The sequence below is a fragment of the Nocardioides sp. Root151 genome, from assembly GCF_001427925.1.
In the GTDB taxonomy this organism is placed as follows: domain Bacteria; phylum Actinomycetota; class Actinomycetes; order Propionibacteriales; family Nocardioidaceae; genus Nocardioides.
Genome location: NZ_LMGG01000007.1, coordinates 630,464 through 650,640, shown reverse-complemented (window position 1 = coordinate 650,640; position 20,177 = coordinate 630,464). Strand labels below are relative to the sequence as shown.

The window sequence follows — 20,177 nt, the reverse complement described above, 5'->3', positions numbered from 1 at the left end:
TTGCGGCGGGCCCATTCGCCGTACGCCTGGAAGGTGAGTCCCATGACGCCGAGAAACAGGGCGAATGTCAGCAACAGACCGAAGACTTCGCTCACGGCTGTCCTCCTTGTAGTAGACCCCCTGCCCACCCGAAAGACTCGCTACCCAGAGTACGCCGGCGCCAAACCCGAGCGGGTTTTGGTTTCGAGACGGTCGCAGAGCGACCTCCTCAACCAACGAAGGCGCGGCGACCTCCTCAACCAACGGGGGCCCCGGGAGTAGGTTGGCCGGGATGCGGATCCTCTTCACGTTCATCGGCGGACAGGGCCACTTCTGGCCGCTCGTCCCGATCGCCCGCGCAGCCGAGGCGGCCGGCCACACGGTGGCGGTCGCCGGGTCGGGCAAGCTGCTGGACGTCGTCCGTGGCGCCGGGTTCACCGCCTTCGGCACCAGCGATCCCCACCCACCGGGCGGCGACCCGAACACCGGCTTGCGCGACGACTCTCCCCTCGAGCCGGCCGACCGCGAAGCCGCCGAGCGCGAGTTCGCCGACAACTTCGCCGGTAGGGGCGCGCGGCGGCATGCGACCGCACTGCGCGAGATCATCGGCGAGTTCGTGCCCGATGTCGTGGTGCGTGACGAGGCCGACTTCGGCTCCGCGGTCGCCGCCGAGCGCTGCGGGGTGCCGTGCGCGACGGTGCTGGTGCTCGCTTCGGGCGCGCTGCTGCGCCGCGACCTGGTGGCGCCGGTGCTCGACGAGGTGCGCGCCGAGCACGGACTTCCCGCAGACCCCGGACTCGAACGGCTTCACGGCGCGTTGGTGCTCTCCCCGTTCCTGCCGAGCCTGCGCCACCCCGAGCATCCGCTGCCTACCGATGCCTTCCTCTACCGGCCCGGCGACGCAGTGCCGGTACGAGCCCGTCACCCCAGGCCGCAGGTCTACTTCACCCTGGGCACGGTCATGGGCGGCGCGTCGGGTGACCTGATCGAGCGGGTGCTGGCCGGGCTGAGCAAGGTCGACGCGGACGTGGTCGTCACCGTCGGCAGCAAGCTCGACCCCGCTTCCTTCGGACCCCAGCCGCCCCAGGTGCGGATCGAGCGGTTCGTGCCCCAAGCCACGCTGCTGCCGACCTGCGACCTCGTGATCTCGCACGGCGGATCCGGCAGCCTGATGGGCGCGCTCTCCCACGGACTGCCGTCGGTGCTGTTGCCCCTGGGCGCCGACCAGCCGCACAACGCCGAGCAGGCCGTGGCGATGGGCGTGGCCGTCGAGCTGGACGCGGTCGAGGTCACCGCATCCGACCTCGCCGACACCGTCGACGACGTGCTCAACGACGACCTGTTCCGCTCCGCCGCACAGCGCGTCCAGGCCGAGGTCAACGCGTTGCCGCCGGCCACTGCCGTCGTACCGCTGCTCGAGGGCCTGCTGCACTGACCTCGGGCCGACGCGGTCGGCTGCTGAGCGACCACGATCATGCAGGTGGGCTGTTGTGACGCAGGAATTCGCGAAATCGTGGTCACAACACGACGTGTGCACGATCGTGGTCGGTCGGCGGCGCAAGCCGCGGCCGAGCGGGCCGGCCGGCCGATCTGACGTACCCCCGGTGGGGTTCGAACCCACACTGAAAGGTTTTTAAGACCTCTTCCTCTGCCAGTTGGGATACGGGGGCTCCCGGGTCCCGACTATAAGTAGGTCTTGCGGGCGTGGATGGCGTGCGCGCCGGCGGCCCGGTCCAGGAACAGCAGGCCGTCGCAATGGTCGATCTCGTGCTGCAGCGCACGCGCCTCGAAGGCGTTGGCGCGCAGGGTCACCGTCTCACCGGTCCCCGGCAGCTGCCCGCGTACGACGACCCGCGTCGCCCGCTTCACGTCACCGGTGAAGTCGGGAACGCTCATGCAGCCCTCGCGGGCCTTCTCGTTGCGGGAGGACTCGACGACCTCGGCGTTGCACAGCACGAAGGTGCCGTGGTGGTCGCGGGTCTTGGGGTGCTCGGAGACGTCGACGCAGAAGACCTTGACCGACTCCCCCACCTGGGGCGCGGCCAGGCCGACGCAGCCGGGCGAGACCCGCATCGTGGCGACCAGGTCGGCGGCCAGCTGCACGATCTCGGGCGAGGTCGGGTCGACGTCGGCGCCCACGGTGGAGAGCACGGACGCCGGGGCGGTGACCACCTCGAGCACGCGCCCCTCGACAGCCAGCGAGGACTCGGTCCACGCGGCGACTTCGTCGTTGAGGTCCGCCGAGCTCACAGCTCGTCGGCCTCGACCTCGTGCAGGCTCACGCCCACCCCGAGCTCGGCGGCGGTCTCCCGCAGCGACACCAGCAGTGCGTCGGAGTCGACGTCCTTCGGCAGGTCCACCTCGGCGACCAAGACGTAGAGGTCTCCGGCCAGTCGCGTGGTCAGGTCGGTGATGTTGCCGCCCACCTCGGCGACCCGGGACACCACCGACGACACGATGCCGGGGCGGTCTCCGCCGTGCACGCTCAGCACCCACGACGTACCAGCCAGGTCCGCGACCCTCTCCACCGGGAGCTCGCGCACCGACACCGTGAGGTCGCCGCCGGACGCCAGCGGAGCGAGCGCCGCCTCGACCGTGTCGACGTCGGCGTCGCCCGCGCTGATCAGCGTCATCGCGAAGTGGCCGCGCAGCAGGGTCATCGAGGAGTCCTCGAGGTTCAGCCCGAGTCCGCCGAGGATTGCGGTGGTCTCGGCGATGATGCCGGGGCGGTCGTGGCCGAGGACGGTGATGGCGTGGAGAGTCACGGCGCCCATTCTGCCGGACCCGTGCCCCGCCCACTCACTCGCCGGCCAACTCCTTGGCCCGGGCCAGCACCGCGTCGGTCATCTCCTCGGTCAGCCGACCCGTGAACGTGTTCTGCTGGCTGGGGTGGAAGCAGCCCAGCAGGGTGACGCCGTCGCCGCGGGCGGACCCGGCACCGAGAGTGGCCTCCGCGCCGTGGCCGAACTTCGGCTTCGGCCTCGGTACGTCGAAGCCGGCCGCACGGAACGACCGCAGCGTCGCGTCCCAGCCGTAGCCGCCCAGCGCGACGACCACCTTGACCGTCGGCGCCAGGAGCTCGATCTCGCGCTCGATCCACGGCGAGCAGATGGTGCGCTCCTGGGTGGTCGGCCGGTTCTGGGGCGGGGCGCACCGCACGGTCGCGACCATGCGCGCACCGATCAGCCGCTGCCCGTCGCCGGCGTGCTCGGAGGTGGCCTGGGCCGCGAGCCCGACCCGGTGCAGCGCGGCGAACAGCCAGTCCCCCGAACGGTCGCCGGTGAAGATGCGCCCGGTCCGGTTGCCGCCGTTGGCCGCCGGAGCCAGGCCGATGATCACGATCCCCGGGTGCTCCTCGCCCCATCCCGCGATCGGCCTGCCCCAGTAGGGCTGGTCGGCGAAGCTGGCCCGCTTGTCACGGGCGACGTCCTCACGCCAGGTGACCAGGCGCGGGCACGCCGCACACACCGAGACTCCCGCATCAAGCTCGGACAAGGACGCCTCGCGGGCGAGTCGACGTACGTCGTCGGCGGTGTGGGCGACCTCCGTGTCGGGCGACGCGGGGTCGTCGGGCCAGCCGGTGCCGGGCGGCACCGGCGAGCCGAACGGTTGCCCGGTCAGCGGATGCGGCAGCAGCTCGGCCACGTGGGCGTCAGGAGCCAGTTCCGTTGGTGCCCAGCCCGTTGGAGCCGGCGTCGGGTGCGAGGTGCGCGCCGCCGGGCTCGGAGTGTCCGAACGGCAGCTTCTCCGCCGCGGCGCTGGCGACGTGGGCCGCCTTCTCCTTCACGACCGGGGCCTGCGCCCGCACGGTCTCCTCGGCCTTGGCGACTCCGGCCTGCACCGGCGGACTCTGGCGAACCTTGCCCGCGGCCCGGGCGATCTGCTCGTAGCGTTCGTGACCGGCCTTGGCCCCGAGCACGTAGCCGATGGCGATCCAGAACAGCACCTTGATGAGCTTCAACATGTCGTCCTCCCTCGTGAGCGTGTGGTGCCTCGACCGTATCGCTCTAGCTGATCGACCAGGCAATGCCGTCGAGGATGTCCGCCTCGGAGACCACGAGGGTCTCGACCGTCGTACGCCTCAGCACCCGGTCGAGCACCAGCGCCCCGGCGCCGATGACGTCGGCGCGGCCCGGGTGCATGTAGGGCAGCGCGAGCCGCTGCTCATGAGTCATCGCCAGCAGCCGCTCGGTGAACTCGTGCAGCCCGGCCACCGGGATCACCGACTGGTCGATGCGCTCGCGGTCGTACGTCGGCAGGTCGAGCACGCCGGCGGCGAGGGTGATGATCGTGCCCGCGACCCCGACGACGGTGGCCGCGTCACCTGCAGGGACAGGGCACCGGTCGAGATGCGCGTCGATGTCTTCCGTGGCGGCGGCGATCTCGGCGGCCGTCGGCGGATCCGAGTGGAGGTGGCGCTCGTGCATGCGCACCGAGCCCATGTCCATGCTGAACTCCTGCTCGGGCCGGTCGGTGCCGAGGATCAGCTCGGTCGACCCACCGCCGATGTCGACCACCAGCACGGGCGTCTTGGGTGCCTCTCGCAGGTTGCGGACCGCACCGTCGAAGGCGAGCCGGGCCTCCTCGTGGCCGGCGACCACCTCGGGCTCGATGCCGAGGCGCTCACGCACCCCGGCGACGAACACGTCGGCGTTCGAGGCGTCGCGGCTGGCCGAGGTGGCGCAGAACCGGAGCCTCTTGACCGGGTGCTGCTCGATGAGTGCGGCGTACTCGTCGATCGCGGCGAACGTGCGGGCCAGCGCCTCGTCGGCCAGCCGGCCGGTGCGGTCGACGTCCTGGCCCAGGCGCACCATCCGGGTCTCGCGAACCAGCACGTCGGGCAGGTTCGCGATCATCAGCTTGATGGTGTTGGTGCCGCAGTCGATCGCCGCCACGGTGTTGGTCTGCTCGCCCTGGTTCGTCACGCGCGCCATCGTAGGCGGGTCAGGTCACGAGCGGATTGGCCACGTTCAGCGCCGGGAACCACGAGAAGTCCCGGTCCGCGCTCAACAGGGTCTCGACACCGTGGCCCAGGCAGATGGCAGCGATGCGCGCATCGTGCACCTTGGGGCCGACGACCGAGGTGTTGTCCAAGAGATCGGCGAGGATGGTGGCGTGGTCGCGCGACTCGGAGATCATGTGAAGGTTGGGCAGATCCACCAACTGCCGAACAGCTGCCAAGGCGACGTCGGGCGCTGTGGCGGGCCGATAGATGCGCGGATGCGTGACGACTGCCAGGAACTCATGGACGCACGGCCAGGGAATCGCCCAAGCGGCCCGGCCCGTCGCGAGTCCGTGGAGGGCCGCAGCCGCCGGAGCGTGATGGGGGCTGTCCTCTCGGTGCGCGTAGACCAGGACGTTCGTGTCGACCGCGATCATGCGGGCAGGTCGTAGGACCGGGCGATCGCGTCAGCGGGTGTGATGCCAGCAAGCAGCCCTTCGCCCTTGACGGTCGGAAAGACGAAGTCAACACGCGGGCCGCTCTCGCTGCGGCGCTGCAGCTCGGCTCGCAGCCCGGCAACGATCAACTCGCGCAACGTGGTCCGCTGAGTGCGGGAGAGCGCCTTGGCCTCCGCCGCAAGCTCGTCGGGAATCTCGATCGTCGTCTTCATACTGCTCACCATACCAGTGGACCCATACTCCCGTACTTCCGTGCGGTCCGGTTCACTCCGTCAGACCGCTCGTTGGCGTTGAGTGCACGATTTGTGTCGCGGTCGGGCCGACTCTCGACAGAAATCGTGCACTCAACGCAGTAATCAGGTGGGCGCGTTGCGCACGCGGGCACGCGGCGGGCGCCAGTACGACGAGTCAGCGCGACGCAGGATCAGTCGGAGGCCGAGGTCGAGGAGGCTGAGACGCAGGGGCCCGACTTCCACCAGTCACCCAGGATCTCGAGCACTTCGTCACCGAGCGGGTTCACGCCCGGGCCCTGGGCCAGCGACTGGCCGGCCAGCACATGGAGGCACTTGACCCGGTTGGGCATGCCGCCGGCGGAGATGCCGGCGATCTCGGGGACCTGCTGACCGGTCGACGCGGCGATCGCCTCACGCGCGGCGAGGTAGGCCTCGTGCGCGGCGGCGTACTGCTCGGCGAGGGCGGGGTCCTCGGAGAGGCGCTGCTGCATCTCCTTCATCAGCCCGGAGGCCTCGAGGGTGCCGATGCGGGAGGCGGCGCGGGGACAGGTGAGGTAGTACGTCGTGGGGAACGGTGTGCCGTTGTCGAGGCGCGGCTCGGTGGTCACGACGTCGGGGTTGCCGCACGGGCAACGGTGGCCGATCTCGTGGATCGAGCGGGGCTCGCGGCCGAGCTGGGCGGCGATCGCGTCGACGTCTGCAGGCTCGATCATTTCGGCGGGGCGATCTTGTTCACCGGGGTGTCGGGCTTGTCCTTGTTGGGGAAACCCGCGGCCTCGACCGAGCCCCAGGCGGTGTCCCACCAGGCCGGCGGCTCTTCCTCGGGCAGGTCACTGGCGTCGGTGAGCTGGTCCTTGGAGTCGAGCGGGTCGCCGTTCTCGTCGAGCACCATGTAGCCGGTCTCGCCGGGCATGATGTAGTTCAGCCGCTCCCGGGCCTGGGCCTTCACGTAGGCCTCGTCGTCCCAGCGGCGCTTCTCGCGCTCGAGCTGGCCGATGTCTTGTGTCGTCTCGTCGATCTGCGCGTGCAGGTCGGAGATGTGGCTCTGCTGCTCGAGGTAGGCCCGCATCGACGAGGCGAACGACACCGTCAGCACCGCGAGCACGAGCACCAGCACGGTGCCGCGACCGGTCAGCTTCGGGCGGACCGGCGTACGGCGCGCGGCCGGACGGCGTGGCGACGTACCGGGCGTCGCGACCGCACCGGGGCGCGGCCGCGACCCCCGGGGGCTCGTGGGCCTCCGGGTGCCTCGGGGACCGCTGCCCCGGTTCGGTCGACGCTCAGCCATGGGTCAGTCAGCTCCGGGCGTAGCGCGGGAACGCGGCGGCACCGGCGTAGCGGGCCGCCTCGCCGAGCTCTTCCTCGATGCGCAGGAGCTGGTTGTACTTCGCGACTCGCTCGGAACGGGCCGGGGCACCGGTCTTGATCTGGCCGCAGTTGGTGGCCACGGCGAGGTCGGCGATCGTGGTGTCCTCGGTCTCGCCGGAGCGGTGGCTCATCATGCAGCGGAAGCCGCTGCGGTGCGCGAGGTCGACGGAGTCGAGGGTCTCGGTGAGCGAGCCGATCTGGTTCACCTTGACCAGCAGGGCGTTGGCCTGGCCACCGTCGATGCCGCGCTGCAGCCGCTCGACGTTGGTGACGAACAGGTCGTCGCCGACCAGCTGGGTCTTGGCGCCGAGCTCGTCGGTGATGGTCTTCCAGCCCTCCCAGTCGTCCTCGTCGAGGGGGTCCTCGATCGAGACGATGGGGTACGCCGCCACGAGCTCGGCGTAGTAGGCGGTCATCTCGGCGGCCGTCTTCGAGGCACCCTCGAACGTGTAGGTGCCGTCGGTGCAGAACTCGCTCGCCGCGACGTCGAGCGCCAGGGCGATGTCCTTGCCGAGTGTGAAGCCGGCCTTCTCGACCGCGGTGGCGATCAGGTCGAGCGCGGCCCGGTTGCTGTCGAGGTTGGGCGCGAAACCGCCCTCGTCGCCGAGGCCGGTGGCCAGGCCCTTCTCCTTCAGCACGGACTTGAGCGCGTGGTAGACCTCGGTGCCCTGGCGGAGCGCCTCGCGGAAGGTACTCGCACCGATCGGCGCGATCATGAACTCCTGGATGTCGACGTTGGAGTCGGCGTGGGAGCCACCGTTGAGGATGTTCATCATCGGCACCGGCAGCAGGTGGGCGTTGGGGCCGCCGACGTACCGGTAGAGCGGGAGCGCGGCCGAGTCGGCGGCGGCACGGGCCACGGCCAGCGAGACGCCGAGGATCGCGTTGGCACCGATGTTGGCCTTGTTGGGGGTGCCGTCGAGGTCGAGCATCGTCTGGTCGACCAGGCGCTGGTCGTCGGCCTCGAGGCCCTCGATGGCGGGAGCGATCTGGTCGAGGACGGCCTTGACCGCCTTCTCGACGCCCTTGCCGGCGTAGCGGTCGCCGCCGTCGCGCAGCTCGACCGCCTCGAAGGCTCCGGTGGAGGCACCGGAGGGCACCGCCGCCCGGGAGAACGTGCCGTCGTCGAGCTGGACCTCGACCTCAACCGTGGGGTTGCCGCGCGAATCAAGGATCTCGCGGGCGCCGACTGCAGCAATGGAAGCCACTTGGGAATGCTCCTGGGGGTCGATGGATCGAGCGGCCCCAGCCTAACCGGGACGACTCCGGCATTCCGGCAGCACCCGCGCGTGTGGGACGGGTGTGCAACGGTCACCGCAGCACTGTCGGTGGTTCACCTGACGGCTACCTGCACGCCAGACGACCCCACGAGCATGCCCACGTCTCGTCTCGGGACCGTCGCTCGAAAGGCACACTCATGCTCGTACGCCGTGGACTGGCGCTCGCCGCCGTCGCCGCGTTGCCGTTCTCGCTCCTGTCGCTCGTCGGCACGACCGCCTCCGCCGCACCACCCGACGAGACCTCCTTCCACCGCCTCGCGACGTACCCGGTCTTCCAGAACGTGCCGGACGGCGTGGACCCCGCCGACCCGACGGTCGCGGAGATCTCGTCGGGCAGCGCCGACGGCAACACCCTGGCCTACACCGACGCGCTCGGCGGCCGGATCGGGTTCCTCGACATCGCCGACCCGTCGGCGCCGAAGGGCCTCGGCAGCCATGACGTGTCGGGGAGCAGCAAGGGCGGGCAGCCGACGTCGGTCGCGGTGACCGACTCCAGTGCCGGCGAGGTCGCTCTCGTCGTGGTCGACGAGAGCACCTACCCCGGGCTCGAGGACACCCCGTGGGAGGACGAGGACCCGGCGCCCGGCGTACGCGAAGGACGCCTCGACGTGGTGGGCCTGGCGGCGCCGCACGAGGAGATCGCCTCGATCGACCTGGGCGGCCAGCCCGACTCGATCGCCATCTCCCCCGACGGCAGGTACGCCGCGATCGCGATGGAGAACCAGCGCAACGAGGCAGTCACCCCCGAGGGCGGCGACGAGGGCGACCTGCCCCAGCTCCCGAGCGGGTTCGTCCAGATCATCGACCTGGCGAACCCCGACCCCACCACGTGGGAGCCCCGTCGCGTCGACCTGCCCGCCGAAGCCCTGGCCGGGCTCGAAACCCCCGAGGACGCCGAGCCGGAGTACGTCGACATCAACGACGACAACAAGCTGGCGTTGACCCTGCAGGAGAACAACGGCGTCGTGGTGATCGACCTCGCCACCGCCACGATCGACCACGCCTTCAGCGCCGGGAACGCGCGGGTCGAGGGCGTCGACACCACCAAGAACGGCCTCTTCGACCCGACCGGCTCGATCTACGCACCCCGCGAGCCCGATGCGATCCAGTGGGTCGGCGACGGCCTGGTCGCCACCGCCAACGAGGGCGACTGGTTGGGTGGCACGCGCGGCTGGACGGTCTTCGACACGGCGACCGGCGACGTGGTCTGGGACGCCGGCAACACCTTCGAGCAGATCGCCACACGACTCGGCCTGCACAACAACGACCGGGCCGCGAAGAAGGGCGCAGAGCCCGAGGGCCTGGCGTTCGAGACCATCGGCGGTACGCCGTACGCGTTCGTCGGCTCGGAGCGCAGCAACTTCGTCGCGGTCTACGACATGACCGAACCGACCGCGCCGGTCTTCACGCAGGCGCTGGCCACCACCAACGGACCCGAGGGACTGTTGCCGATCCCGTCGCGTGACCTGCTGGTGGTCTCCTCCGAGGAGGACGACGCGGAGGCCGGGGTGCGGGCGTCGGTCGGGATCTTCAAGCTCGAGGACGGCGCCCCGGCGTTCCCCTCGGTGGTCTCCGACGACGTCGACGGGCAGCCGATCGGTTGGGGCGCCCTCGGCGCGCTGAGCGAGGACCCGGCCGACGCCGACAAGCTGTGGGCGGCCAGCGACTCGGCGTACGCCACCGGCCGGATCTACCACCTCGACGTGAGCGCGAGCCCGGCCCGGATCGAGAGCGTCCTCGAGGTCACCGATGCCGACGGTGCCCGGGCCAAGGTCGACATCGAGGGCATCAGTGCTCGCCGGGGCGGCGGCTTCTGGGTCGCCTCCGAGGGCGCGACCGGGCCGCAGAACAAGGTGCTCCGCCTCGACCGCACCGGTCGTGTCGTCCAGACGATTGCGCTGCCGGCGACGGTCGCCGGCGGCCTCGGCAAGTGGGGACTCGAGGGCGTCTCGGCGGTCCGGAACGGCGTGAACGAATACGTCTATGTCGCGCTGCAGCGTGCCGTCGCCGGTGAGCCGTTCGCCCGGATCGGTCGGTACGACGTGCGCGCCGGTCGCTGGACCTGGTTCGGCTACACGCTCGAGAGGACCGACGTCGAGGGTGACTGGGTCGGCCTGTCCGAGATCACCGCGATCGACGCCGACACCGTCGCGGTCATCGAACGCGACAAGCTCAACGGTCCGCGCGCTGCGTTGAAGGCGGTCTACACGGTCGACCTGCCGATGTCCCACAAGGCCGCCGTACGACCGGTGAGGAAGCGGCTCGCGGTCGACGTACTGCCCGCGATGCAGGCGCTGAACGGCTGGACCCAGGAGAAGCTCGAGGGTCTCGGCATCACCGGGGACGGCCGGGTCTTCGCGGTCACCGACAACGACGGGCTCAAGGACGCCACCGGGGAGACGCAGCTGCTCGAGCTCGGCTCCGCGAAGTCCCTCTTCCGCCGCTGATCCTCGATACTCCCTGACGTTCCGGTCCTCCTTGGGGCCGAAACGTCAGGGAGTATCCCGTTGAAAGATCAACCGTGAGGGAACGCACACCCCGAAATCGTGAGATCGGGGAATGTCGAGCGAGCGAGTGGACTTAAGGTCACGTCACCACTCATGCACCTCCGCCCCACCACCCCCGGGACGGACCGGAAAGGACGACGATGTCGACGCCCGACGTACCTCTGATCGAGGCCCCCAAGAAGAACCCGCTGTTCCTGATCCTGGGCGGCCTCGTCGCCCTCGCGCTGATCGCCGGTCTCATGTACGCCGTGTTCCTGCGCGGCGACGAGAACGAGAAGGTGACCATCGGCGTCGTCGACTCCAGCGAGGCCTACTGGCAGACGTACGTTGACGAGGCGAAGAAGGAAGGCATCGACGTCGAGCTGGTCAACTTCACCGAGTACACCCAGCCCAACCCGGCGCTGACCAACAAGGACATCGACCTCAACGTCTTCCAGCACATCGTCTACCTGGCTGACTACAACGTCGCCAACGACCAGGACCTGACGCCGATCGGCTCGACCGCGATCTACCCGCTGGCGCTCTACTCCAAGAAGTACGACGACGTCGCCGACATCGAGGACGGCGAGACCGTGGCCGTGCCGAACGACCCGAGCAACCAGGCCCGCGGCCTGCTCGTGCTGCAGTCGGCCGGCCTGATCACGCTGAAGTCGGGTGGCTCGATCTTCTCCGACCTCTCCGACGTCGACGAGGCCAACTCGAAGGTGAAGGTCAAGGCACTGAGCGCCGAGCTGACCGTCACCTCGCTGGAGGACCTGGCTGCCGCGATCGTCAACAACGACTTCGTCGCGGACGCCGGCCTCAAGCCCGAGGACGCCATCGCCCAGGACGACCCGTCCGACCCGAACGCCGTGCCCTACGTCAACGTGTTCGTGGCCCGTGCGGACGACGCCGACGACGCGACGTACAAGAAGCTCGTGAAGATCTTCCAGGACAGCGACGCCGTGCAGAAGGAGCTCATCGAGGCCTCCGCCGGCACCGGGGTCTCGGTGAAGACCCCGGTCAAGGACCTGGCGTCGTCGCTCGAGAAGGTCGAAGCCGACACCGAGGCACAGAAGAAGTAGTCGTGGCCCTCATCGAGATCCGCGCCGCGTCCCGGGAGTTCCCGGGGCGCGGCCGCGGCAGTACGCCGGTGCTTGCGCTGGACCGGGTCGACCTCGACGTGCAGGAGTCGGAGATCCTCGGGATCGTCGGCTACTCCGGCGCCGGCAAGTCGACGCTGCTGCGGTTGATCAACGCCCTCGACCAGCCGACGTCCGGCACGGTCACGGTCGACGGCTCGGTGGTGAGCACGCTCAAGGAGCGCCAGCTGCTGCCGGTGCGGGCCGAGATCGGGATGATCTTCCAGCAGTTCAACCTGCTCTCCAGCCGCACCGTGTGGGGCAACATCGCCTACCCGCTGCAGGTTGCGAAGGTGCCGAAGGCTGAGCACCAGGGGCGCATCTCGGAGCTGCTGCACTTCGTCGGCCTGGCCGACAAGGCGCACGCCTACCCGAACGAGCTCTCGGGCGGCCAGAAGCAGCGGGTCGGCATCGCCCGCGCACTGGCGACGAACCCGAAGATCCTGCTGGCCGACGAGCCGACCAGCGCACTCGACCCGCAGACCACCGACGAGGTGCTGGCCCTGCTGCGCCGGGTCAACGAGGAGCTCGGCATCACGATCGTGCTGATCACCCACGAGATGGAGGTCGTGCGCACCCTGGCCCACACCGTCGCGGTGATGGAGGAAGGGCGCATCGTCGAGCAGGGTCCCGTCTTCGACCTGTTCGCGAACCCGCAGCACGAGGCGACGAAACGGTTCGTCAGCACGCTGGTCGAGCAGGGCCCGCCCGAGCACGCGCGGGCCCGGTTGCGCGAACGCCACGACGGCCGGTTCATCACCCTCTCGCTGCGTGACGACTCGGTGACGCCGTCCGACGTGTTCGCCCAGCTCATCGACCGTGGTGTGCGCTTCGAGCTGATCCACGGCGGCATCGAGGACGTCAACGGCCGCACCTTCGGGCACCTCACGCTCTCGCTGACCGGCGACCGCGTCGCCGAGGCCGTGACCGCGGTCTCCGCCATGGTCGAGACGACGGAGGTGCCGTGATGGAGCGGCTCAGTGAACTGCAGGACCTGTTCTGGGCGGCCACCGGCGAGACCCTCTACATCGTCTTCGCGGTGCTCGTGCTCGGCGGACTCGGCGGGCTCCTCCTCGGCATCCTGCTCTACGTGACCCGCGGTGGCGGCATCAAGCCCAACGCCCCGGTCTCGTTGGTCGCCAACATCGTGGTCAACGTCTTCCGGCCGATCCCGTTCATCATCTTCATCGCCGCGGCCCAACCCCTGGCCCGCGCGGTGACCGGCACCGGCATCGGCAACAAGCCGGTGATCTTCGTGATGGCGATCGCGGCCACGTTCGGCATCAGCCGGATCGTCGAGCAGAACCTGCTCACCGTCGACCCCGGCGTGATCGAGGCGGCCCGCGCCATGGGCGCCAGCCGCACCCGCATCGTGTTCACGGTGCTGCTGCCCGAGGCCCTGGGCCCGCTGATCCTCGGCTACACGTTCGCCCTGGTGGCCCTGGTCGACATGTCGGCCGTGGCCGGCGTGGTCGGCGGTGGCGGACTCGGCAACTTCGCGATCGTCTACGGCTACCGCCAGTTCGACGAGGTCGTCACGTGGGCCGCCGTACTCATGATCATCCTGATCGTGCAGCTCGCTCAGTTCCTCGGCAACACCCTGGCCCGCAAGGTCATGCGCCGCTGACCCCGGGTTGCCCGGCCCGGACCGCCACGTCATCGGATTCGGGTATCTCCCTGCGGTACGACGCGCACCGCGCACCCGCCGTCATACGTTCGAGTTCCGAGACATGACTGGGGGCCGCACGGCCGTGCGACCCCGAGGGTCCATCAGGCAACCGGGGGGACCATGCGGCGCACGCTCGTGAAACTGGCTGCAGGCCTGGCCGCCGTTCCGCTCGCGCTCCTGACCCCGGCCGGTCCGGTGACTGCCGACGAGACCCCGACCGCGGCCGGCCCCGACCAGATCGTGACGCCGGCCGACGACTCGATGATCCCCGCCGGCCCGGTGAGCTGGAGCGTCACGGCCGGAGACGTCGGCTACTTCGAGGTGACCCTCACGTGCAACGACGACCCGGTGAGCGAGTCCTCCTTCCGCAGCGACGCTCCGGGGAGCCTGCACACCGGGACCTTCCCCAGCGTGGCCGGGGGCTACTGCAACCTCGGCGTCTACAACTCGGGCACGGCAGTGACGACGTGGTCCTACTTCAACGTGTCGCCACCGATGCCCACGGTCGTCGACCTGACGGCCGGACCCAGCACCTTCTACCCGCGGGTGCGTGACGGCTACCAGGACCACGTGGCCCTGACCTTCCAGAGCCGGCTGGACTCCGCCATCACGGTGAGGATCCGGGAGGACTCGACCGGCCGGACAGTCCGGACCCTCCAGTCCCCCGAGGACATCTGGTCACTGCACTACGGTCGGCGAACCCTCACGTGGGACGGGCTCACCGCCGGCGGCGCGATGCTCCCAGTCGGGCGCTACACCGCATTCGTCACCTCGACGCTGGACGGTCACTCGAGCACGGAGCACGTCCCGGTCTGGATCGCGACCGGCCACCGCAATGTCAGCGTCACCCGGGTGAAGGACGGGCGCCGCGGCGCCAGCAACACCACGCGGGGCAACTGCCGCACCCGGGATGCCCATCCCGGCAACCGCCTGGAGTGCCACGGCGGCACCTACGCCCAGGCGACCTACACGTTCACCGTCCCCACACACGCCCGCAACATCGCCTGGGCCGTCCGTGGTTCCAGCGTGTGCTGCGGCAGCGGCCGACTCGTCCGTGCCGGCACCCGGGTCGCGCCGACTCGCTTCCGCATCCGGGTCCGAGTGACCGATCACAGGTCGTACGTCGTCCGCCGGGCCCTGATCCGCTACACGGTGCGCCGCCAGATCTGAGCGCTTGTAGTCGGATCGAACCATGGCCCCATGGTCCGAAATGCACACCGAGGGACCCAAGTAGGCCATGTTCATCCGTTCCCCCACGGTGCAAGGGTGTCTGGCCCTACGCTCGGGTGCGTCCGCGGTCTTCTGCCCCGGACCGGGGGCCCGCGCGGTCAGGTGAGCCACGACGACGGACACAAACCGGCACGCGCATGTCCTCCAAGCCACGCCTCGGACAGGAACATGCATGCGTCTCGCAGTCTCGGCACTCACGGCAGCTGTGCTGGCCGTTCCACTCAGCGCTCTCGTCGCCACCGGACCTGCGACGGCCGATGACTCGTCGCTGACCAACGACTCGGCACAGGTCGAGACGTCGGTCTCGGGCGACCCGGAGCCATCCGACTCGCCGGCCGAGTCGTCGTCGGAGGTGCCGGCGGACGAGACCGAGACCCCCTCGGAACCCGTCGCGCCAGCCGGGCCGGCGGATGACGACGCGGCCACACCCCAGCCAGAATCCACTGAGGGCGCGAAGACGACCCCGGGGATCACGGCGTCTGAGGCACCGTCCGCAGCGGCAGCGTACGCCGACAGGATCCTGGCGCCGGCGAACGGCGCCAACGTCCCTGCCGGCAATGTGAGCTACACGTTCGTTGCCGGCGACGCGGCCTCCTACTACGTGGAGCTGACCTGCGACGACACCTACGACTACGTGTCCCACTCCAGTTCGTACGCCGGTCAGCAGTTCAGCGGATCCCTGGGCCCGGCGAACGCGGGTGAGGACTGTCGTCTGGAGGTCTACAACTACGACACGGGCATGTCGACGTACAGCGACTTCACCGTCGCCCTGCCCGCACCCGAGGTCCGCAACCTGAGCGCCAGCCGGACCACGTTCTATCCCAGGGTTCGCGACGGGTACCTCGACAAGACGGGCTTCACCTTCGGGAGCCGACTTGACTCGGCCATCACCGTGAGCATCCGCCGGAACGCGACGGGTCGAGTCGTGCGAACCCTCAAGTCATCGGCCAATTCCTGGGCCGACTACTACGGGCGACGCACGCTCGCGTGGAACGGCCTGAACGCTGCGGGCAGCAAGGTACCCGTCGGTCGCTACACCGCCATCGTCAAGTCCACGTTGGGCGGCCGATCGGCGACTGCCCACGTCGTCGTCCAGGTCGCGACGGGATACAAGACCTTCACGATCTCCAAGGTCAAGGACGGGTGGTACGACTCCCGGGACCAGACCCGCGGAAACTGCTACACCCGCGACTACGACCCGGGCAACCACCTCGACTGCTGGGGTGGCGCCTACGCCCAGGCCAGCTACAACTTCGCCATCCCGGCGAACGCCCGAAACATCCGCTGGGCAGTCGGCGGCTACAGCCTGTGCTGTGACAGCGGCCGCCTCATTCGCACCGGGACCCGAGTGTCCCCGACTCGCTTCATGGTCCGCGTGAAGGTGACCTACTGGCGCTCGTTCGTGGTCGAAAGGGTGCGTCTCCGCTACACGGCGCGCCGCCAGATCTGAGCCCAGCCTCTCGATACTCCCCAACGTCTGGCTCCTCCTCACGTCCGATCGAGGCGCCAGACGTTGGGGAGAATCTGTCAGGTGGAGGCGGAGGCGGCGGACTGGGCGGCGCGGGCGCGCATCAGGAACGCGATCCACAGCAGGAACACCGCGTCGGCGGCAGGCACGTCGTCGGGCACGTCGACCCACGGCTTGTTGGTCCAGAAGCTGCCCTTGCCGCTGGCCCCGATCGCGGTGCCGTCACGGAACACGTCGTACGCGCTGATGAACACGCCGGCCGGCTTGATCTCGTACGTCGTGCTGCCGGACGTGACCTGCCAGCCCTGGCGCCAGAAACTGGGCCGGGTGGCGCTGAGGCGCAGGGCCGGGTCGGACTCGCAGATGCCCGTGCGGGCACCGCCGTCCTTGCCGAACGACCACGGGCGGCCCTCGATGACCACGGTCGCCCGCTCCGTCCAGAACGACTTGTCGAGCTCGGCGATCGTCGTGCCGTCCGCGCGCGAGACGGACATCAGGCTCATGCTCTTCTCGAGCTGATATCTCATGGCGCAGTCACTGCCCGATCTGCGCGACCGGGAAACCTCACGTCGTACGGCGTCGCGGGCTCACGTCGAGGCGTTGGCCGCGGCGGCTCCACGCCGACTCCTGGCCACCATCAGCATGGAGACCCACAGCAGGAAGACCGCGTCCTCGACCGGCACGTCGTCAGGCAGCTCGATGCAGGGCGAGTTGTCGTGCCGCCGATCGGTGCCTGTCGTGCCCACCGCCACACCCCTCCGCTGCACATCGAACCCGGGTGCCATCCAACCGAGGGACTTGACCGCGTAGGCGACGCGGCCGCAGGTCACGCTCATGTCGGGCTTGCGGAAGCCTGCCCGGTGTGCGTTGAACCGCAGCCGTGGGTCGTCGTCGCAGTCTCCGGTCACCACGAAGCCGGCCGTGCCGTAGGACCACGCCTGCTCACCGATGTGCACCGTGGCCTGCTCCTTGAACGAGACCTTGTCGAGCGTGGCGACCACGGCGTCGTTCTCGTCGAGGACGCGTCGGCCCTTGTCGAATCGGAGTCTCATGCCGGGTTGTTTCCCCGTCAGGACGAGGGCGAAACTTCGGCAACCTCGGGTACGCCGGCGAGCGCGGCGGTGAGGTCGGCCTCGGAGAGCGGGTCGTCCTCGAGATGCCCCGCGAGGAACGAGTCGTAGGCGCCGAGCTCGAGCAGCCCGTGGCCGGACAGCAGGATCACGATCACCTTCTCCTGGCCCGACTCCTTGGCCTCCAGCGCCTCGCGGCGGGCCTGGGCCAGGGCATGGGCGGACTCGGGTGCCGGCACGATGCCCTCGGTGCGGGCGAACTCGACAGCGGCCTCGAAGCACTCGCTCTGGTGCAGCGCGGTGGCCTCGATCAGGCCCTCGTGCACGGCGTGGCTGACCAGCGGCGCCATGCCGTGGTAGCGGAGGCCCCCGGCGTGGATCGTGGACGGCACGAAGTCGTGACCGAGGGTGTACATCTTCATCAGCGGGGTGAGGCCGGCGGTGTCGCCGAAGTCGTAGCGGTACTCACCACGGGTCAACGTCGGGCACGAGGTGGGCTCGACGGCCAGGATCCGCGGGCTCTGGTTGCCGGCCAGCTTCTCGCGCAGGAACGGGAACGCCAGCCCGGCGAAGTTGGAACCACCGCCGGCGCAGCCGACGACGAGGTCGGCACCGGACTCGCCGGCCTTGGCCAGCTGGAGCAGGGTCTCCTCGCCGCTGATCGTCTGGTGCAGGAGCACGTGGTTGAGCACCGACCCGAGGGCGTACTTCGCGTTCGGGTCCTGGCCGGCCAGCTCGACGGCCTCGGAGATCGCGATGCCGAGCGAGCCGGGGTGGCCCTCCGGGAACGCCTTGCCCGACTCGGTCATCCGGCTGGGTGAGCGGTGCACCTTGCCGCCGAAGACCTCGATCAGCGTGCGGCGCTGCGGCTTCGTGTCGTACGACGCCCCGACCTGCCAGACCTCGCAGGTCATGTCGAAGAGGGAGCAGGCGTAGGACAGGGCGGTGCCCCACTGCCCGGCACCGGTCTCGGTGGTGAGCCGGTTGATTCCGTTGATCTTGTTGTAGTAGGCCTGCGGCACGGCCGTGTTGACCTTGTGCGAACCGGCCGGCGAGACGCCTTCGTACTTGTAGTAGATCCGCGCCGGCGTGCCGAGCTTCCGCTCCAGCGACCGGGCCCTGAACAGCGGCGAGGGTCGGTACTGCGCGTAGACCTCGCGCACCGCCTCCGGGATCTCGATGAACCGTTCGGCACTGACCTCCTGGGCGATCAGCTCCGGCGGGAAGAGTGGCGCGAGGTCGTCGGGACCGACCGGCTGGTGGGTCCCGGGGTGCAGTGGCGGCGGAGGAGGCGTGGGCAGGTCGGCGACGATATTGTACCAGTGCGTCGGCATCTCCGACTCGTCCAGCAGGTACTTGCGCGGCTCAGTCATCACGGCTCCTCCGGGTTGGTTGGCGCCAACCTACCGCCGGATCGGAGCCCGCTCAGGCGAACGGGCTCAGAGGTTCACGTCCCGGCAGCGCGGCGTACGGCGTCACGCAGCGCCTGCTCGGGATCGACGCCGTCGCGGCGGGCCTCGTCGACGAGGGCCAGGAGGCGGTCACCGAGGTCGGCGTCGGCATCGGAGACTTCGACCAGGGCCGGCACGGTGCGTCCCTCGCGAGCCAGCCGGTCGAGCACCTTGTCGGCCAGCAGCAGCGCCGGCAGCGTCGGGGGCAGACCGTCGAAGACCGAGGTGCGTTGCTTCTCGTCGGCCTTGATCGCCTGCCAGATCTCGTTGATCTCGGCCGGATCGTCGGAGGCGGCGGCGTCGCCGAAGACGTGCGGGTTGCGGCGCACCATCTTGGCGATCAGGTCGGCGGCGACGTCGTCGATCGTGAAGGCGCCGGTCTCGGCCGCGATCTCGGCGTGGAACCAGACCTGCAGCAGCAGGTCGCCCAACTCCTCACGCAGGTGCGCCAGGTCGCCGAGCTCGATCGCCTCGAGGGTCTCGTGCGTCTCCTCGAGGAGGAAGCGGGCCAACGAGCGATGGGTCTGCCCGGCCTTCCACGCGCACTCGGTGCGCATCCGGGTCATCACCGCGGTCAGCTCGACCAGCCGCTCCCCCGGCACCGTGTCCGGGAACGAGTCCGACGCCGCGTCCGACGAACCTGTCATGAGAGGGCCTCGCTCAGCCGCACTTCTGGGAGTCCGGCAACGACGCGAGGTAGGCCTTGCCCTCGGACTTGCCGTTGGCGAACTTCAACGCCTCGGCGGTGAGGTCACTGACCGCGACGGAGAGCTGCCCGGAGTCGCCCGTGAAGCGTGGGTCCGTGGTGATCTCGAGCTCCTGGCCCCAGGCCTGGACGACGGAACGGCCCCGATCGAGGGCCTTCTGGCCGGCGGGCAGGCCGGTGTCCATGCCGGCGGCCAGGTAGATCACGCTCGCGGTGGGCTTGAGGCTCAGGTCGACGTACTCGTCGATGGACTCCTCGCTCGCCGGCGGAGCACCCGCGTCCTTGGGATTCAGCGCGTCCTCGGCCTGCTTGCGCAGCACCGGCAGCAGGGTCGCCTTCGCCTCGGAGAGGTCGAGGTCGTGCGCCTCGGCGTACTGCTCCGCCACCTGCTCGGTGGCGAGGTCCTCGATCGCGGCGGACCGGGCCAGCGCCATCGGCACCTCGAGCTTCTGGGCGTGCAGGCTCTCGAGGTTGAAGTCGCAGAACTCCCTGGCGCGCGCGTCGACCTGGTCGATCGAGATCTCGTGGTCGCCGACCACGGCGGCCGCACCGGGGTGCACGTCGGGGCCGAGGTCGGACCCGCATCCGGAGAGCGCCAGCATCGACACTGTGCCCATCGACACTGCGCTCAGGGCTACGGCGAGGCGGATCCTCACGGTCGGACTCCTTCGAGGTTTGCTGATCTTGCGTCCACC

Annotated in this window: 22 protein-coding genes and 1 tRNA gene; 7 read left to right on the top strand and 16 right to left on the bottom strand. The window is 69.7% G+C overall.

Annotation, left to right across the window (positions count from 1 at the left end; genetic code table 11):
* Positions 1-271 precede the first annotated feature (271 nt).
* Positions 272-1,414 carry a glycosyltransferase gene (locus tag ASD66_RS20600; protein WP_056892070.1) on the top strand — a complete coding sequence of 381 codons (1,143 nt, stop codon included), beginning with the start codon at positions 272-274 and terminating at the stop codon, positions 1,412-1,414.
* Positions 1,415-1,575: 161 nt separating this feature from the next.
* On the opposite strand, the gene ASD66_RS20595 is transcribed toward ASD66_RS20600, so the two are convergent.
* The 11 genes from ASD66_RS20595 to eno all read right to left on the bottom strand — a co-directional run bounded on the left by ASD66_RS20595 (position 1,576) and on the right by eno (position 8,188).
* A tRNA-Leu gene (locus tag ASD66_RS20595) sits at positions 1,576-1,649 on the bottom strand.
* Between the two features lie 13 nt (positions 1,650-1,662).
* On the bottom strand, positions 1,663-2,229 hold the full coding sequence (def, locus tag ASD66_RS20590) for a peptide deformylase (RefSeq protein WP_082599636.1): 567 nt from the start codon (positions 2,227-2,229) through the stop codon (positions 1,663-1,665).
* On the bottom strand, positions 2,226-2,753 hold the full coding sequence (locus ASD66_RS20585) for a glycine cleavage system protein R (protein ID WP_056892069.1): 528 nt from the start codon (positions 2,751-2,753) through the stop codon (positions 2,226-2,228). The genes def and ASD66_RS20585 overlap by 4 nt, the downstream gene beginning before the upstream one ends.
* A 25-nt stretch (positions 2,754-2,778) precedes the next feature.
* A complete protein-coding gene (locus ASD66_RS20580; RefSeq protein ID WP_056892068.1) occupies positions 2,779-3,624 on the bottom strand; it encodes a uracil-DNA glycosylase in 846 nt (281 codons plus the stop codon).
* A gap of 7 nt (positions 3,625-3,631) precedes the next feature.
* Positions 3,632-3,943, bottom strand: a complete 312-nt coding sequence (locus ASD66_RS20575) for a hypothetical protein (protein WP_056892067.1) — start codon at positions 3,941-3,943, stop codon at positions 3,632-3,634.
* Between the two features lie 43 nt (positions 3,944-3,986).
* Positions 3,987-4,904, bottom strand: coding sequence for a Ppx/GppA phosphatase family protein (locus ASD66_RS20570; protein WP_321163515.1), 918 nt, complete (start codon positions 4,902-4,904; stop codon positions 3,987-3,989).
* 19 nt (positions 4,905-4,923) lie between these two features.
* Complete coding sequence (locus ASD66_RS20565) at positions 4,924-5,358, bottom strand: type II toxin-antitoxin system VapC family toxin (protein ID WP_056892065.1); 435 nt, start codon at positions 5,356-5,358, stop codon at positions 4,924-4,926.
* Positions 5,355-5,591 carry a type II toxin-antitoxin system VapB family antitoxin gene (locus ASD66_RS20560; protein WP_056686033.1) on the bottom strand — a complete coding sequence of 79 codons (237 nt, stop codon included), beginning with the start codon at positions 5,589-5,591 and terminating at the stop codon, positions 5,355-5,357. Before ASD66_RS20560 ends, ASD66_RS20565 begins: the two co-directional genes overlap by 4 nt.
* Positions 5,592-5,803: 212 nt before the next feature.
* Positions 5,804-6,325 carry a DUF501 domain-containing protein gene (locus ASD66_RS20555; RefSeq protein WP_056892064.1) on the bottom strand — a complete coding sequence of 174 codons (522 nt, stop codon included), beginning with the start codon at positions 6,323-6,325 and terminating at the stop codon, positions 5,804-5,806.
* Positions 6,322-6,900: an FtsB family cell division protein gene (locus ASD66_RS20550; protein ID WP_056686027.1), complete on the bottom strand. Its 579-nt coding sequence runs from the start codon at positions 6,898-6,900 to the stop codon at positions 6,322-6,324. The genes ASD66_RS20555 and ASD66_RS20550 overlap by 4 nt, the downstream gene beginning before the upstream one ends.
* Positions 6,901-6,907: 7 nt before the next feature.
* On the bottom strand, positions 6,908-8,188 hold the full coding sequence (gene eno, locus ASD66_RS20545) for a phosphopyruvate hydratase (RefSeq protein ID WP_056892063.1): 1,281 nt from the start codon (positions 8,186-8,188) through the stop codon (positions 6,908-6,910).
* Between the two features lie 209 nt (positions 8,189-8,397).
* Here eno and ASD66_RS20540 point away from each other — a divergent pair, with 209 nt between their 5' ends.
* From ASD66_RS20540 to ASD66_RS20515, 6 genes are all read left to right on the top strand, one after another.
* Positions 8,398-10,707 (top strand): esterase-like activity of phytase family protein, encoded by a 2,310-nt coding sequence (locus ASD66_RS20540; RefSeq protein ID WP_056892062.1) that lies wholly within the window; start codon positions 8,398-8,400, stop codon positions 10,705-10,707.
* Between the two features lie 200 nt (positions 10,708-10,907).
* Complete coding sequence (locus ASD66_RS20535; RefSeq protein ID WP_056892061.1) at positions 10,908-11,831, top strand: MetQ/NlpA family ABC transporter substrate-binding protein; 924 nt, start codon at positions 10,908-10,910, stop codon at positions 11,829-11,831.
* Positions 11,832-11,833: 2 nt separating this feature from the next.
* Positions 11,834-12,856 (top strand): methionine ABC transporter ATP-binding protein, encoded by a 1,023-nt coding sequence (locus ASD66_RS20530; RefSeq protein ID WP_056892060.1) that lies wholly within the window; start codon positions 11,834-11,836, stop codon positions 12,854-12,856.
* A complete protein-coding gene (locus ASD66_RS20525) occupies positions 12,856-13,515 on the top strand; it encodes a methionine ABC transporter permease (RefSeq protein WP_056686012.1) in 660 nt (219 codons plus the stop codon). Before ASD66_RS20530 ends, ASD66_RS20525 begins: the two co-directional genes overlap by 1 nt.
* A 177-nt stretch (positions 13,516-13,692) precedes the next feature.
* Positions 13,693-14,727, top strand: a complete 1,035-nt coding sequence (locus ASD66_RS20520; RefSeq protein WP_156388823.1) for a FlgD immunoglobulin-like domain containing protein — start codon at positions 13,693-13,695, stop codon at positions 14,725-14,727.
* A 232-nt stretch (positions 14,728-14,959) separates the two neighbouring features.
* Positions 14,960-16,237, top strand: a complete 1,278-nt coding sequence (locus tag ASD66_RS20515) for a hypothetical protein (protein WP_056892058.1) — start codon at positions 14,960-14,962, stop codon at positions 16,235-16,237.
* A gap of 77 nt (positions 16,238-16,314) precedes the next feature.
* Here the strand turns inward: ASD66_RS20515 and ASD66_RS20510 are convergent, their stop codons facing one another.
* The 5 genes from ASD66_RS20510 to ASD66_RS20490 all read right to left on the bottom strand — a co-directional run bounded on the left by ASD66_RS20510 (position 16,315) and on the right by ASD66_RS20490 (position 20,138).
* Entirely contained in the window at positions 16,315-16,782 is a 468-nt protein-coding gene (locus ASD66_RS20510) for a hypothetical protein (RefSeq protein WP_156388822.1), read from the bottom strand.
* A 60-nt stretch (positions 16,783-16,842) separates the two neighbouring features.
* Positions 16,843-17,307 (bottom strand): hypothetical protein, encoded by a 465-nt coding sequence (locus tag ASD66_RS20505; protein ID WP_056892056.1) that lies wholly within the window; start codon positions 17,305-17,307, stop codon positions 16,843-16,845.
* Positions 17,308-17,324: 17 nt separating this feature from the next.
* A complete protein-coding gene (locus ASD66_RS20500; RefSeq protein ID WP_056892055.1) occupies positions 17,325-18,698 on the bottom strand; it encodes a TrpB-like pyridoxal phosphate-dependent enzyme in 1,374 nt (457 codons plus the stop codon).
* 74 nt (positions 18,699-18,772) lie between these two features.
* A complete protein-coding gene (locus tag ASD66_RS20495; RefSeq protein ID WP_056892054.1) occupies positions 18,773-19,423 on the bottom strand; it encodes a MazG family protein in 651 nt (216 codons plus the stop codon).
* A 13-nt stretch (positions 19,424-19,436) separates the two neighbouring features.
* Entirely contained in the window at positions 19,437-20,138 is a 702-nt protein-coding gene (locus tag ASD66_RS20490; protein WP_156388821.1) for a hypothetical protein, read from the bottom strand.
* Between the last annotated feature and the right edge of the window lie 39 nt (positions 20,139-20,177).